Origin of the sequence: Azospirillum sp. B21 (genome assembly GCF_008364825.1) — a bacterium.
Taxonomy (GTDB): Bacteria; Pseudomonadota; Alphaproteobacteria; order Azospirillales; family Azospirillaceae; genus Azospirillum.
Genome location: NZ_VTTO01000001.1, coordinates 41,599 through 55,209, shown reverse-complemented (window position 1 = coordinate 55,209; position 13,611 = coordinate 41,599). Strand labels below are relative to the sequence as shown.

Genomic DNA, 13,611 nt, shown 5'->3' with positions numbered 1-13,611 from the left:
CGATGAGGGTGGGGAGACTCGCGCTGGTCGTGCTCTGCGGTCTGGTCCTCGGCGGTCCCGCCGCGGCGCAGACCAATCAGGCTGCCAAGGGGCGCGGCCCCATTGCCAACACGCCGGACCAGACCCTGACGGGCTCCGCCATGGCGGTGGAAGGGGATTTGCTGACCGTCAACGGCGTGGCGGTGCGGCTGATGGGCATCGACGCCCCGGATCCGGGACAGAAGTGCAAGAACCGCTACGGTCATGAGCTCGACTGCTTCAAGGTGGCCACCGCCGTGCTCGCCAACATGGTGAAGGGCGAGGAGGTGACCTGCACCGTCACCGAACAGGACCGTACCGGCGAGAAGAAGGGCGAATGCCGGGTGCGCGGGGTCGATCTGGGGGCGGCGATGGTGTCGCGCGGCTGGGCCTTTCAGTATGCCAGCCTGTCGCCCGCCTACCAGAAGGGCGAAGCCTATGCCCAGAGCAAGCGGATGGGGCTGTGGGCCGGGCAGGTGGAGAAGCCGTGGCAATGGCGCTCGCGCCAGCTGCGCGAGAAGGCAAAGTGAGCGAACCGCCTTGTGGGCAGCCGGAGTTTGTCGTTCGGCCCGTGCCCTTTGGCAGTGACCAACGGCCTGTGGCCGTTCGTTGGTGTGCCGCACCCCCATTTCCCATTCGACCGCTCCGAATGGCATGGTAGGATTCCGCCAAGATGAATAACGACCTCCACAGGCCGGCAGGTTTGCCCGGCGAACGATCGGAGAGGCTGAATCCCAGAGCGGTAACTCCCGGCAGGGAGCGGAGTCACGGGCATGCTCGTTTACGAATGTGAACTGTTCGAGGTGGTGCCGATCCTGCGCCGCTATGCGCGGGCCCTGACGGGTGCCACCGATCGTGGCGACGCGCTGGTGACGCGCTGCGTCGAGGCTGCGGTGATGGCACCGTCCCGGTTCGGCCTGGACCGCGGCGGCGATGGCTCTCGCCTGTCGATGTATGCGCTGCTGAACCTGCTGTTCGACCGTTCTCCGGAGGAGTTCGGCCCGCCCGGCCGGCCGCTGCCGTCGCCCCATCCCATCGAGCGTGCGCTGGCCGAACTGCCGGAGGCCGACCGTCGCCTGTATCTGCTGACCGCGCTGGAGGGATTGAGCATTCCACAAGCGGCGAAGGTGCTGCAGCTGCCGGCGGGAGAGTCCATCGACCGGCTGAAAGCCGCCCGCGCCCGCGTGCGCGCCGCCATGGTCCAGCGGGTCATGGTGGTAGAGGACAATGCCCTGCTGGCGATGGAGCTGGGGGAACTGGTGGCCGACATGGGTCATGTGGTTTGCGGCACCGCCGTCAACGAGACCGAGGCGCTGGCCCTGCTGAAGGCGGAGAAGCCGACGCTGGCCCTGCTGGACGTCCGGCTGGCCGATGGCGGCAGCGGGATCGAGATCGCCCGCCGGCTGAAGCGCGTGCGTGACCTGCGCACGATCTTCGTCACCGCATTCGACGACGACATCCGCGCGCTGGATGCCCGCCATCTGGGGCAGATCGTGCGCAAACCCTTCACCAACGCGGGCATCCAGGCGGCCATTTCGCGGGCCATCTTCATGCCGCAGCCGGTGGCGCTGGCCTGACGGTCTTCGACCGATCATGCCCATGAAAAAAGGGACCGTCGGCGAACCCGTGGTCCCTTTTTCCGTAAGGCGGCTTTCAGGCAAGCCGCCTTCAAACAGCGCCCGTCATACCGTGTGGCGGCGGCCGGCGATCATGCGGTAGATGGCCAGGATGATGATCGCGCCGACGATGGCGCCGATGAATCCCGCCCCTTCACCCGGCCGGTACCAACCGATGGCGGCACCCAAATACGTGGCGACGAAGGCACCGGCGATGCCCAGCAGCGTGGTGATGATGAAGCCGCCCGGATCGCGACCCGGCATCAGGAACTTGGCGACGATGCCGGCGATGAAGCCGATGATGATCGTCCAGAGAATGCCCATGGTTGTTTTCCCTTCCGTTACGGGACCGTCTTCCCATGCCCAATAACGGGCAAAGCGGCGAATGGTTCTCCTTCCCGGCGGATCTTTTGGCCCGATGCTCTTTTGGGCAGCCGGAACTTTTCGCATAGGCACCATGTTCTCCGCAGCACATGACCGCCGTCGCGCTTCGGTGCTGACGCGGTGGACCGGAACGCCTCCAGGCCTTGCCGGCCGGACCGTTCCGCAAGGAAAGCTGGGAGAATTTTCATGACCAGGACGTTCGTTTTCACCGCCATGGGCGCGGTTCTGCTGTCGACCACCGCGATGGCCCAGGTGGGCGGCGCGACCTCGCCGCAGGCCGGATCGAGCTACACCATGGGCACACCGTCGGGCGGCATCCCGCCGCTGGATGCGCCGGCCCGCGGGCTGCCGGTCACCGACACGCCGCAGGGCGGGAAGGTGGTGGTGCTGGGTGAAGGCATCGGCGCCCGCCGGCTTGCCGAGGAGCGCCGCATGGAACAGCAGATGGCGACCGGCATCGCCGGGTCCACCGCCGGCACGGGTGCGGCGATGACCGGCAGCAGCATCGCCGGCGGCAGCACGGCCGACCAGGACCGCGCCGCCCGGATGGCGCCGGTGGCCAGCGCGGCCGATTTCGTGAACCGCGCCTCGCAGAGCGACCTCTTCGAGATCGCGTCGAGCCGCATGGCCGTCGACCGCGCCACCACCGAGCCGGTGCGCCAGTTCGCCCGCCATATGATCATGGATCATACCACCACCAGCGAACTGGTGAAGACCCAGGCCCGCGCCAGCGGTCTGGAGCCGCCGGCCCAGCCGGATCTCGACCAGCAGCAGAAGCTGAGCCAGCTGCAGGGCCTTCGCGGTGTCGCCTTCGACCGCATGTATGTGAACCAGCAGGTGCTGGCGCACCGCGAGGCGGTGGACCTCTACGGCGCCGTCGCCCGGAGCACCGATCCGGACCTGCAGCCCTACCGCAGCCTGGCACAGCAGACTCTGCCGAAGCTGCAGCAGCACCTGAACCAGATCGAAGGAATCGCGGCCAGCGCCCCGCTCGCCAGCGTCCGCTGATCCGGCTGGTCTGAGAGGCCGATGTAGGAAACGGCCCCGCGCCGCTCCCCATGGGGGCGGCGCGGGGCCGTGCCTGTTCTCAGTTGCGGCTCAACGCAGGGCGCTGATGTTGGCGGCGTACTGCTCCGGACCGCCGGTGAAGGTGGCGGTGCCGGCGACCAGGACATCGGCGCCGGCCTCGATCGCCAAACGGGCGGTTTCCGGGTTGATGCCGCCATCGACCTCCAGGTCGATCTGCTTGCCCAGCGCATCGATGCGGGCGCGCAGGTCGCGGATCTTCGGCAGCTGGCTCTTGATGAAGCTTTGGCCGCCGAAGCCGGGGTTGACCGTCATCACCAGCACGAGGTCGATGTCCTCCAGCACATGCTGGATGGCGTCCACCGGCGTCGCCGGGTTCAGCGACACGCCGGCCTTCTTGCCCAGCGACTTGATCAGCTGGATCGTCCGGTGCAGGTGCGGCCCGGCTTCCGGATGGACGGTGATGATGTCGGCTCCGGCCTTGGCGAAGTCCGGAACGAAGAGGTCCACCGGCGAGATCATCAGATGCACGTCGAAAACCTTGGCGGAATGCGGCCGCAGCGCCTTCACCACGCCCGGCCCGATGGTGAGGTTCGGGACGAAATGCCCGTCCATCACGTCGATGTGGATGTAGTCGGCGCCGGCGGCGTCGACCGCGCGGACCTCCTCGCCCAGCCGGGCGAAATCGGCGGAGAGAATCGAGGGGGAAATCTTCACGGCGCGCATGGGAAGTTCCTGAAGCAGAGGGAGGGCTGGGACCGGGTCCGATTCGCCGCACTTCCTATCACGGGGCGGCGCGGCAAGTCATGACATGATGTGAATTCCGCAAGGCCCCGGGGAAGGCCCCGGCCAGGACAGAGCAGCGCGAGCCCGGCCGTTTGCCCTTTACCGCAACTGCGAAGCGCTGTATCCATCTGGATATAGGTTCAGCGTCAAACATGGCAGGGGGTGGCGATGGTTTGTGTGCGTTTGATCCTGGGGCGGAGCGGGTTCAGGCTTGCGATGTCGGCGGTGGTGCTGGGCTTCGGCCTGACCCTTGCGGCCCCGACAGCAATGGCGCAGGACGTGCTCGTTCTGGCCGCCGCCTCCACCAAGAATGCCGTGGACAAGCTCGCCTCCCAGTTCAAGGCGAAGTCAGGACTGTCGGTGACCTCGTCCTTCGCCGCGTCCTCCGCCCTCGCCAAGCAAATCGAGAATGATGCGCCGGCTGACATCTTCATCTCGGCCGATCTCGACTGGATGGATTATTTGCAGAAGCGCAATCTGATCAAGACCGACAGTCGGACGAACCTGCTGGGGAACGAACTGGTGGTGGTCGCGCCGAAGGGAGCGGCGCTGAAGCCGGACCTGTCGAAGGGCGGCAAGCTGGCGGAGCAGCTGGGCGACGGCAGGCTCGCCACCGGCGACCCATCGAACGTTCCGGTCGGGAAGTACGCCAAGGCGGCATTGGAGTCTCTCGGCCAGTGGAAAGCGGTCGAGCCGAGGCTGGCGCGGGCCGACAGCGTGCGGGCGGCGCTGGTGCTGGTCAGCCGGGGCGAGGTGCCGATGGGCATCGTTTATCGTACCGATGCCGCCATCGATCCGGGGGTGGAGGTCGCGGCCGTGTTCCCGCCGGACAGCTATCCGCCCATCATCTATCCGGCAGCGTTGGTGGCGGCATCCAAAAGCGCCGGGGCCGCCGCTTTCCTCGACTACATGAAGTCGCCGGAGGGCATAGCGGTGTGGAAGGAATTCGGCTTCGTTCCGGCCCCCAAAGCACCGTAAGCTTTGCGGCATGGATATCCTGACGCCGATGGAGACCACCGCGTTGCTGCTGAGCCTGCGTGTCGCGGGCGTCGCCATCGCGCTGGGGTTGCCGGTTGCCGTGCTCGCCGCCTGGGTGCTCGGGCGCTATAACTTTCCGGGCAAGACGCTGGTCGATGGGCTGGTCCATCTTCCGCTGGTCCTGCCGCCGGTGGTCACCGGCTATATCCTGCTGGTGACCATGGGGACCAAGGGGGTGGTCGGCGGCTGGCTGTACCAGACCTTCGGCATCAAGCTGATCTTCACGGCGGAAGGCGCGTCCCTGGCGGTGGCCGTGACGTCCTTCCCGCTGATGGTGCGCGCCATCCGCCTATCGGTGGAGGCGATCGATGGCGGGCTGGAAGCGGCGGCGCGCACGCTGGGCGCCGGTCCCGTCGACCGCTTCTTCACCATCCTGCTGCCGCTGATGGCGCCGGGGCTGCTGTCCGGCGCCATCGTCGCCTTCGCCGCGGCGATGGGCGAGTTCGGCGCGGTCATCACCTTCGTCTCCAACATCCCCGGACAGACGCAGACCCTGCCGCTGGCGATCTATGCCGCCACCCAGGAGCCGGGCGGCGACGCTGTGGCGGCGCGGCTGGCGTCGATTTCCTTTGGCGTCGCCCTGATCGCGCTGATGCTGTCGGAGTTTCTGGCGCACTGGGTCCGCCGGCTGATCGGGCAGACTTGACCATGATCGATCTTTCGATCCGCCAGAGGCTGGGCGCTTTCACGCTCGACATCGCCTTCACCGCCGAGGAGCGCGGGGTGACGGCCCTGTTCGGCCGCTCCGGTTCCGGCAAGACCTCCGTCATCAACGCCATCGCCGGGCTGACGCGACCCGATTCTGGCCACATCCACATCGGCGACTCCATGTTCTTCGACAGCGCGCGGCGCATCGACGTGCCGGTGGAAAAGCGGCGCATCGGCTATGTCTTCCAGGATGCGCGCCTGTTCCCGCACATGACCGTGCGCAGCAATCTGGAATTCGGCCTGCGCCGGGTGCCGGCTGCGGATCGCCGCATCGCCTTTGGCCCGGTCGTGGAACTGTTGGGGCTAGGCCATCTGCTGGACCGCCGTCCGCGCGGGCTGTCGGGTGGGGAGAAGCAGCGGGTCGCCTTTGGCCGCGCCTTGCTGGCACAGCCGCGCCTGCTGCTGATGGACGAGCCGATGGCCTCGCTCGACGCCGCCCGCAAGGCGGAGATCATGCCCTACATCGAGCGGCTGCGCGACGAAATGAACATCCCCATCGTCATGGTCAGCCATGCGCTGGACGAGGTGGTGCGGCTCGCCACAACGATGGTGCTGATCGGGGAGGGCAGGGTGCGGGCAGTGGGGCCGGTGGGCACGGTGATGGGCCGGCTCGACCTGTCGGCGGTGACCGGGGCGCAGGATGCCGGTGCCGTGTTGGACCTGACGGTGGAACGCCATGTCCCGGAGGATGGGCTAACCGTGCTGGCCTTCGACGGCGGCCATCTGACCGTCCCGCGGGTGGAGCGTGCGCCGGGCGCCTCGGTGCGCCTGCACATCCATGCCCGTGACGTCATCGTAGCTCTGCAGCAGCCGGTCGGCGTGAGCGTGCGCAACGCGCTGGCGGCGACGGTGGTGGAGGTCGCCGAGTCGGGACCATCCTCCGCCGACGTGCGGCTGGCGGTGGGCGGCTCCTTCCTGATCGCGCGCATCACCCGCGCGGCAGTTCGCGAGTTGGACCTGACGCCCGGCCGCCCCGTGGTGGCGCTGGTGAAGGGCATCGCCTTCGAACCGGGCAGCACCGGCTTGGCCACCGAAGGGCGGCGGGTGGTCGATGTGTGACTAAGTCCGGCCGCTGACAAAGCCCCTCTCCCCTTGCGGGAGAGGGGCTTTTGACGACCGCTGGACTTTACTGACCGCCGGACGGGGTGGCCGAACCGCCGGTGCTGGCGCCGCCGCCGGCTGAGCCGCCGGCCGTGGAGCCGCCCGGCACCGTGGTGGTTGCGCCGCTGGTCTCGTTCATCGAATTGCCGGAGGTTCCGCCTTGAACCGGAACACCGGTCGAGGGCGGCGGGACCGTGGTGGAGTCGCTGCTGGACCCGCTGCTGGTGGTCGGGCTGGTCTGGTTCGCCGCGTTGGAGTTCTGGGCGTTTTGGTCGTCGCAGGCCGCCAGCCCCAGAAGCAGGGCGGGAAGGGCCGCGATCAGAAACTTGCTGCGCATGGAGTGCATCTCCTCAGCCATTGGGCGGCGCCGCTCTGGAAGCCGGCAACCGGGAGCGCTTTCACGAATCCCGATAAGGCTCCGGCAACGCCGTGTGTGGGTCGAAACACGCCACCGCCGGTTTCATTCCATTCCCCCTTAGCACTATGCCGAGTGGGTGCCGTCCGGCGGCGGGGCAGGGCGCGCCCGAGGGACGCCGGATTTGTCCTGCCGGCCGGTGAGGAGAACTTTCACGGAACGTTCTGACAACTTGTGGCGCAGGCGTGGCAGGTACCCATTACTGGGTTGCGCAAAGAACACGACACTTTTGCGACTTGGCTGTTCCATCTTTTTCGTTTGACCGGTGGAAAGACGCTGTGATTCCATCCAACCACCATGACGATGATCGCCGACTTCACCGACACGCTCGCCCGCGCTGCCAAGAGCGCGATCCGCCAAGCCATCATGCCGGCGCTGTGCGCCTGCGTGGTCGCCTACTTCGCCTACTACGCGATCCATGGCGATCGCGGGCTGGTGGCGATGAAGCAGATCCAGGGGGAGATCGCCCAGGCCGAAGAGGTCCTGAACCAGCTCCGCACCGAGCGGGAGGAGATGGAGCGGCGCGCCCAGCTTCTGCGTGGCGACGGGCTCGACCGTGACATGCTGGAGGAGCGGGCGCGTCTGATGCTGAACTTCTCCAATCCGCGAGACGTCATCGTCAAGCTGCCCAAGCTGGCCGACCCGGAAGGGGCGCCGGTGCATAAATAAGGGGATATCAGCCGATTAACCGGAATCCGGTTAATCGAAAATAGCGCTGCAAAAACAGGGATTTGCGCGGGCCCAAAAGCTCGTGTAGTGTGCGCGCCATATTCGCTTCCGGTGCGGGCTCTCGCATGCCCGCAACGCGTGGCGGCAAGGGTTGTTTAAGGCCCAATGCCGCTTGAACCCTGGGGAGGAATCATGGCCGCGTCCCGACGCCGTCCGACCAAGGCGCAGACCGACACCGCGCCCGCTCAAGCCGTCTCTTCCGAAGAGCTTCTTCATTACTACCGCGAGATGCTGCTGATCCGCCGCTTCGAAGAGAAGGCGGGCCAGCTGTACGGCATGGGCCTGATCGGCGGCTTCTGCCATCTGTACATCGGCCAGGAAGCCGTCGTGGTCGGCGTGCAGGCCGCCCTGAAGCAGGGCGACACCGTCATCACCAGCTACCGTGACCACGGCCACATGCTGGCCTGCGGCATGGAGGCCAAGGGCGTGATGGCCGAGCTGACCGGCCGCATCGGGGGCTACTCCAAGGGCAAGGGCGGCTCGATGCACATGTTCAGCCGCGAGAAGAACTTCTACGGCGGCCACGGCATCGTCGGCGGCCAGGTTCCGCTCGGCACCGGCCTCGCCTTCGCCCACAAGTACCTCAATGACGGCGGCGTCTCCGCGGTCTATTGCGGCGACGGCGCCATCAACCAGGGCCAGGTGTACGAGAGCTTCAACATGGCGGCGCTGTGGAAGCTGCCGGTGCTGTTCGTCATCGAGAACAACAAGTACGCCATGGGCACCTCGCAGGAGCGCGCCTCGGCCGGCGAACTGCATCAGCGCGGCGCCGCCTACGGCATCCCCGGCTATCAGGTCAACGGGATGGACGTGCTCGAGGTGAAGGCCGCGGCCGACCAGTGGGTGAACTACATCCGCGAAGGCAACGGCCCGGTCATCCTGGAGATGAAGACCTACCGCTACCGCGGCCACTCCATGTCCGATCCGGCCAAGTACCGGACGAAGGAGGAGGTCGAGAAGATGCGGTCGGAATCCGATCCCATCGACCAGCTGAAGGCCAAGCTGCTGGGCGGCGGCCATGCCGACGAGGACAAGCTGAAGGAGATCGATCGCGAAGTGAAGGCGATCGTCACCGAATCGGCAGAGTTCGCGCAGCAGAGCCCCGAGCCCGATCCGTCGGAACTGTGGACCGACATCCTGGTCGAGACCTGATCGTCGAATCCACCGTCTGGTCCTGACGTCAACGATAAGCAGGAGCGGCGCCGACAGGAACGGGTTGCCCCCAGATTGGGAGCGGCAACCGGGTTCCCCCGCGCCGCCGGAGGTTGAGGAATGCCGATCGAAGTGCTGATGCCGGCCCTGTCGCCCACCATGACCGAGGGCAAGCTGGCCAAGTGGCTGAAGAAGGAAGGCGACGCGGTGAAGTCCGGCGACGTGCTCGCCGAGATCGAGACCGACAAGGCCACGATGGAAGTCGAAGCGGTCGATGAAGGCCGCGTCGGCCGCATCCTGGTGCCGGAAGGCACCGACAATGTCGCGGTGAACACCCCCATCGCCATGCTGCTGGAAGAGGGCGAGGACGAGAGCGCGCTGTCCAAGGGTGGCAACGCCCCGGCCACGCCCGGCCCGACCAACGCCGTCCCGGCTTCGGAAGAGACCAAGGCCGCTCCGTCGGCGGTGCAGGCCGCTGCTCCGGCTCCAACCGTGCCGGCCGCCCCGGTTTCGGCTCCGGACTCGGACGAGGACAAGTTCTTCGCCAAGACGGTGAAGAAGACGGTTCGCGAGGCGCTGCGCGACGCGATGGCCGAGGAAATGCGCCGTGACGAGAAGGTCTTCGTCATGGGCGAGGAGGTCGCGCAGTACCAGGGCGCCTACAAGGTGACCCAGGGCCTGCTGCAGGAATTCGGCGAGCGTCGCGTCATCGACACGCCCATCACCGAGATCGGCTTCGCCGGCCTGGGCGTCGGCGCCTCCTTCAAGGGGCTGAAGCCGATCGTCGAGTTCATGACCTTCAACTTCGCCATGCAGGCGATTGACCACATCATCAACTCCGCCGCCAAGACGCTCTACATGTCCGGCGGCCAGATGGGCAGCCCGATCGTCTTCCGCGGTCCGAACGGTGCCGCCGCCCGCGTCGCCGCCCAGCATTCGCAGTGCTACGCCTCGTGGTACGCCCACTGCCCGGGCCTGAAGGTCGTCTCGCCCTGGTCGGCGGCCGACGCCAAGGGCCTGCTGAAGGCGGCGATCCGCGATCCGAACCCGGTGGTCTTCCTGGAGAACGAGATTCTCTACGGCCAGAGCTTCGAGGTTCCGGAGGACGAGGAATTCGTCCTGCCGATCGGCAAGGCCAAGATCGAACGCGCCGGTAAGGACGTGACGATCACCGCCTTCTCGATCATGGTCGGCCACGCCATGGCCGCCGCCGAGGAACTGGCGAAGGAAGGCATTGATGCGGAGGTCATCAACCTGCGCACGATCCGTCCGCTGGACACCGCCACCATTGTCAACAGCGTCAAGAAGACCAACCGTCTCGTCTCCGTCGAGGAAGGCTGGCCCTTCGCCGGCATCGGTTCGGAAATGTGCGCGCTGATGATGGAGCAGGCGTTCGACTATCTCGATGCGCCGGTGGCCCGCGTGGCCGGCCTGGACGTGCCGATGCCCTACGCCGCCAACCTGGAAAAGCTGGCGCTGCCGCAGGTCGCCGACATCGTCAAGGCCGCCAAGCAAGCCTGCTATCGCTGAGAGGAGGGCTGATAGGATGACCGTTCAGATTCTGATGCCCGCCCTCTCTCCCACGATGACCGAGGGCAACCTCGCCAAGTGGCTGAAGAAGGAAGGCGACACGGTGAAGTCCGGCGACGTGCTCGCCGAGATCGAAACCGACAAGGCCACCATGGAAGTCGAAGCGGTCGATGAAGGCCGCATCGGCAAGATCCTGATCCCGGCCGGCAGCCAGGGCGTGGCGGTGAACACCCCCATCGCCATCCTGCTGGAAGAGGGCGAGGACGAGAGCGCCCTGGCTTCGGCCGGCTCCGCTCCGGCCCCGGCGCCTGCTGCTGCTCCAACTCCGGCTCCCGCTCCGGCGGCTGCCCCGGCCGCTGCGGCTCCGACCCCCGCCGCCGCTCCGGCCCCGGCGGCTTCCGGCGAGCGCGTGTTTGCCAGCCCGCTGGCCCGCCGCATCGCCGAGCAGGCCGGCGTCGACCTGAAGAGCGTCAAGGGCACCGGCCCGCACGGCCGCATCGTCAAGGCCGACGTGGAGGCCGCCAAGGCCGCCGGTCCCGCCAAGGCCGCTGCCGCTCCCGCGGCTGCTCCCGCTCCGGCCGCCGCCGCCCCGGCTCCCGCGGCGGCTCCGGCTCCGGCGAAGGCCGAGGGTGTGGACGCCAAAGCGCTCGCCGACAAGCTGGGCATGGCCTATACCGCCGTGCCGAACAGCGGCATGCGCAAAACCATCGCCAAGCGTCTGGGCGAGGTGAAGCGCACGGTTCCCGACTACTTCCTGACGGTGGATGTCGAGATCGATGCGCTGATGAAGGTCCGCGCCGAGCTGAACGGGCGTTCCGACGCCTATAAGCTGTCGGTGAACGACTTCATCATCCGCGCCGTGGCGCTGGCGCTGAAGAAGGTTCCGGCGCTGAACGCCGCCTGGACCGACGAGGCGATGCTGCAGTTCCAGCATGCCGACATCTCGGTCGCCGTCGCCACCCCGACCGGGCTGATCACCCCGATCGTCAAGAAGGCGGAGACCAAGGGTCTGGCCGATATCTCCAACGAGATGAAGGCGCTGGCCAAGAAGGCGCGCGACAACGCGCTGAAGCCGGAAGAGTATCAGGGCGGCACGATCTCCATCTCCAACCTCGGCATGATGGGGATCAAGCAGTTCCAGGCGATCATCAACCCGCCGCAGGCCTGCATCCTGGCGGTCGGCGCCAGCGAGCAGCGCCCGGTGGTGAAGGACGGCGCTCTGGCCATCGCCACGGTGATGAGCCTGACCGGCACCTTCGATCACCGCGTGGCCGATGGCGCCGTCGGTGCGGAATTCCTTGGAGCGGTGAAGAAGCTGCTCGAGGATCCGCTCTCGATGCTGCTCTGACGGTTTGAGGACCGGATCCATGTCGAAAAGCCTTGCCCCGCTTCGCGCCGAAATCGACGCCATCGACGACGAGATTGTCGCGCTGCTGGGCAAGCGCCTGTCCGTCGTCCACCGCGTCGCAGCGGTGAAGATGGCGGAGGGTCTGCCGGCCGTCCTGCCTGACCGTGTCGAAGCGGTGAAAAGGCGGGCGGCCGAGGCGGGCTTGGCCTATGGCTTGGATCCGGACTTCATGGCCACCCTGTACCAGACGATCATCGACGAGGCGTGCCGGGTCGAGGAAGGCATCTTTGCCGCCGGCCGCGAGGATGCGCCTCGCTCCTGAATGGGGAGAACACCCTTGGCCGACATGAATTACGACGTCATCGTCATCGGCGGCGGGCCGGGCGGTTACGTGGCGGCGATCCGCGCCGCGCAGCTGGGCCTGCACACCGCGGTCATCGAGCGTGAAAACCTGGGCGGCATCTGCCTGAACTGGGGCTGCATCCCGACCAAGGCGCTGCTGCGCTCGGCCGAGGTCCTGCATCTGGCCAAGCATGCCGCCGATTACGGCCTGGTCATCCAGAACCCGTCCTTCGACCTGGACAAGGTCGTCGCCCGCTCGCGCAAGGTCGCGGGCCAGCTGAACGGCGGCGTCAAGCACCTGCTGAAGAAGAACAAGGTCGCGGTGATCGAAGGCTCCGCCAAGCTGGCCGGCAAGGGCACGGTGGCGGTGACCAAGGGCGACGCCCCGGTCGGTACCTTCGGCGCCAAGCACATCATCATCGCCACCGGTGCGCGTGCCCGCACGCTGCCGGGCCTGGAGGATGACGGCAAGCTGGTCTGGACCTATCGCAAGGCGATGACGCCGGATGCCATGCCGAAGTCGCTGCTGGTCATCGGGTCGGGTGCCATCGGCATCGAATTCGCAAGCTTCTACAACGCCTTGGGCGCGAAAGTTACAGTGGTCGAGGTGATGGACCGCATCCTTCCGGTGGAGGATGAGGAAATCTCCGCAATGGCCCGTAAAGCTTTCGAAAAGCAGGGCATGCGCATCATCACCGGCGCCAAGGCCGGCAATCTGCGCAAGGCCGCCGACAGCGTGACCGTGGCCGTCGAGGCCGGCGGCAAGACCGAGGACATCACGGTCGACCGCGTCATCGTCGCCGTCGGCATCAGCCCGAACACCGAGGGGCTGGGGCTGGAGAACACCAAGGTCAAGACCGACCGCGGCCACATCCAGACCAACCCGATGTGCGAGACCGACGAGCCGGGCGTCTACGCCATCGGCGACGTGACCGGCGCCCCCTGGCTCGCCCACAAGGCCAGCCACGAGGGCGTGATCGTGGCCGAGCACATCGCCGGCAAGCACCCGCATGCGCTGAACGTCCGCAACATCCCGGGCTGCACCTATTCGCACCCGCAGATCGCGTCGGTCGGCCTGACGGAGAAGAAGGCCAAGGAAGCCGGCTACGAGATCAAGGTCGGCCGCTTCCCCTTCGTCGGCAACGGCAAGGCCATCGCGCTCGGCGAGCCGGAAGGCCTGATCAAGACCATCTTCGACGCCAAGACCGGCGAGATGCTGGGCGCCCACATGATCGGCGCGGAAGTGACCGAGCTGATCCAGGGCTATGGCATCGCCAAGTCGTCGGAGCTGACCGAGGCCGAGCTGATGCACACGGTGTTCCCGCACCCGACCCTGTCGGAAATGATGCATGAGTCGGTCCTTGATGCCTATGGCCGGGCGATCCACTTTTAAATAAGATTTTCCGAGGTGGCGTTTT

At 66.9% G+C, this 13,611-nt stretch carries 15 protein-coding genes; 12 read left to right on the top strand and 3 right to left on the bottom strand.

All coding sequences use genetic code 11. The features are described 5' to 3' along the window. Nucleotides 1–2: 2 nt before the first annotated feature. Both FZ983_RS00290 and FZ983_RS00285 read left to right on the top strand, forming a co-directional pair. On the top strand, nucleotides 3–548 hold the full coding sequence (locus FZ983_RS00290; RefSeq protein WP_247883507.1) for a thermonuclease family protein: 546 nt from the start codon (nucleotides 3–5) through the stop codon (nucleotides 546–548). A 243-nt stretch (nucleotides 549–791) separates the two neighbouring features. Next, nucleotides 792–1,595, top strand: coding sequence for a response regulator (locus FZ983_RS00285; RefSeq protein ID WP_149221661.1), 804 nt, complete (start codon nucleotides 792–794; stop codon nucleotides 1,593–1,595). A gap of 105 nt (nucleotides 1,596–1,700) precedes the next feature. Here the strand turns inward: FZ983_RS00285 and FZ983_RS00280 are convergent, their stop codons facing one another. Next, nucleotides 1,701–1,958: a GlsB/YeaQ/YmgE family stress response membrane protein gene (locus tag FZ983_RS00280; protein WP_063634475.1), complete on the bottom strand. Its 258-nt coding sequence runs from the start codon at nucleotides 1,956–1,958 to the stop codon at nucleotides 1,701–1,703. A gap of 246 nt (nucleotides 1,959–2,204) precedes the next feature. Between FZ983_RS00280 and FZ983_RS00275 the strand changes: the two genes are divergently transcribed. After that, nucleotides 2,205–3,026 carry a DUF4142 domain-containing protein gene (locus FZ983_RS00275; RefSeq protein ID WP_149221660.1) on the top strand — a complete coding sequence of 274 codons (822 nt, stop codon included), beginning with the start codon at nucleotides 2,205–2,207 and terminating at the stop codon, nucleotides 3,024–3,026. Nucleotides 3,027–3,116: 90 nt separating this feature from the next. Here the strand turns inward: FZ983_RS00275 and rpe are convergent, their stop codons facing one another. Beyond that, complete coding sequence (rpe, locus tag FZ983_RS00270; RefSeq protein ID WP_149221659.1) at nucleotides 3,117–3,770, bottom strand: ribulose-phosphate 3-epimerase; 654 nt, start codon at nucleotides 3,768–3,770, stop codon at nucleotides 3,117–3,119. Nucleotides 3,771–3,998: 228 nt separating this feature from the next. Between rpe and modA the strand changes: the two genes are divergently transcribed. From modA to modC, 3 genes are read left to right on the top strand one after another with little or no spacing between them, the layout of a single operon-like run. After that, nucleotides 3,999–4,808 (top strand): molybdate ABC transporter substrate-binding protein, encoded by an 810-nt coding sequence (gene modA / locus FZ983_RS00265; RefSeq protein WP_149221658.1) that lies wholly within the window; start codon nucleotides 3,999–4,001, stop codon nucleotides 4,806–4,808. A gap of 10 nt (nucleotides 4,809–4,818) precedes the next feature. Beyond that, entirely contained in the window at nucleotides 4,819–5,514 is a 696-nt protein-coding gene (modB, locus tag FZ983_RS00260) for a molybdate ABC transporter permease subunit (protein WP_149221657.1), read from the top strand. Between the two features lie 2 nt (nucleotides 5,515–5,516). After that, the gene (gene modC / locus FZ983_RS00255) at nucleotides 5,517–6,635 is read left to right on the top strand and encodes a molybdenum ABC transporter ATP-binding protein (RefSeq protein WP_149221656.1); all 1,119 of its coding nucleotides are present in this window, start codon (nucleotides 5,517–5,519) and stop codon (nucleotides 6,633–6,635) included. A gap of 67 nt (nucleotides 6,636–6,702) precedes the next feature. On the opposite strand, the gene FZ983_RS00250 is transcribed toward modC, so the two are convergent. Continuing rightward, the gene (locus FZ983_RS00250) at nucleotides 6,703–7,014 is read right to left on the bottom strand and encodes a hypothetical protein (RefSeq protein WP_149221655.1); all 312 of its coding nucleotides are present in this window, start codon (nucleotides 7,012–7,014) and stop codon (nucleotides 6,703–6,705) included. Nucleotides 7,015–7,389: 375 nt separating this feature from the next. Between FZ983_RS00250 and FZ983_RS00245 the strand changes: the two genes are divergently transcribed. The 6 genes from FZ983_RS00245 to lpdA all read left to right on the top strand — a co-directional run bounded on the left by FZ983_RS00245 (nucleotide 7,390) and on the right by lpdA (nucleotide 13,586). Beyond that, nucleotides 7,390–7,761 carry a septum formation initiator family protein gene (locus FZ983_RS00245; protein ID WP_188092212.1) on the top strand — a complete coding sequence of 124 codons (372 nt, stop codon included), beginning with the start codon at nucleotides 7,390–7,392 and terminating at the stop codon, nucleotides 7,759–7,761. Between the two features lie 192 nt (nucleotides 7,762–7,953). Next, the gene (gene pdhA, locus FZ983_RS00240) at nucleotides 7,954–8,973 is read left to right on the top strand and encodes a pyruvate dehydrogenase (acetyl-transferring) E1 component subunit alpha (RefSeq protein ID WP_149221654.1); all 1,020 of its coding nucleotides are present in this window, start codon (nucleotides 7,954–7,956) and stop codon (nucleotides 8,971–8,973) included. Nucleotides 8,974–9,093: 120 nt separating this feature from the next. Next, nucleotides 9,094–10,503, top strand: a complete 1,410-nt coding sequence (locus tag FZ983_RS00235) for a pyruvate dehydrogenase complex E1 component subunit beta (RefSeq protein WP_149221653.1) — start codon at nucleotides 9,094–9,096, stop codon at nucleotides 10,501–10,503. A 16-nt stretch (nucleotides 10,504–10,519) separates the two neighbouring features. Beyond that, nucleotides 10,520–11,851, top strand: coding sequence for a pyruvate dehydrogenase complex dihydrolipoamide acetyltransferase (locus tag FZ983_RS00230; RefSeq protein ID WP_149221652.1), 1,332 nt, complete (start codon nucleotides 10,520–10,522; stop codon nucleotides 11,849–11,851). Between the two features lie 19 nt (nucleotides 11,852–11,870). Beyond that, the gene (locus FZ983_RS00225) at nucleotides 11,871–12,173 is read left to right on the top strand and encodes a chorismate mutase (RefSeq protein ID WP_014247661.1); all 303 of its coding nucleotides are present in this window, start codon (nucleotides 11,871–11,873) and stop codon (nucleotides 12,171–12,173) included. Nucleotides 12,174–12,188: 15 nt separating this feature from the next. Then, nucleotides 12,189–13,586: a dihydrolipoyl dehydrogenase gene (gene lpdA, locus FZ983_RS00220; protein ID WP_149221651.1), complete on the top strand. Its 1,398-nt coding sequence runs from the start codon at nucleotides 12,189–12,191 to the stop codon at nucleotides 13,584–13,586. The last annotated feature ends 25 nt before the right edge of the window (nucleotides 13,587–13,611 follow it).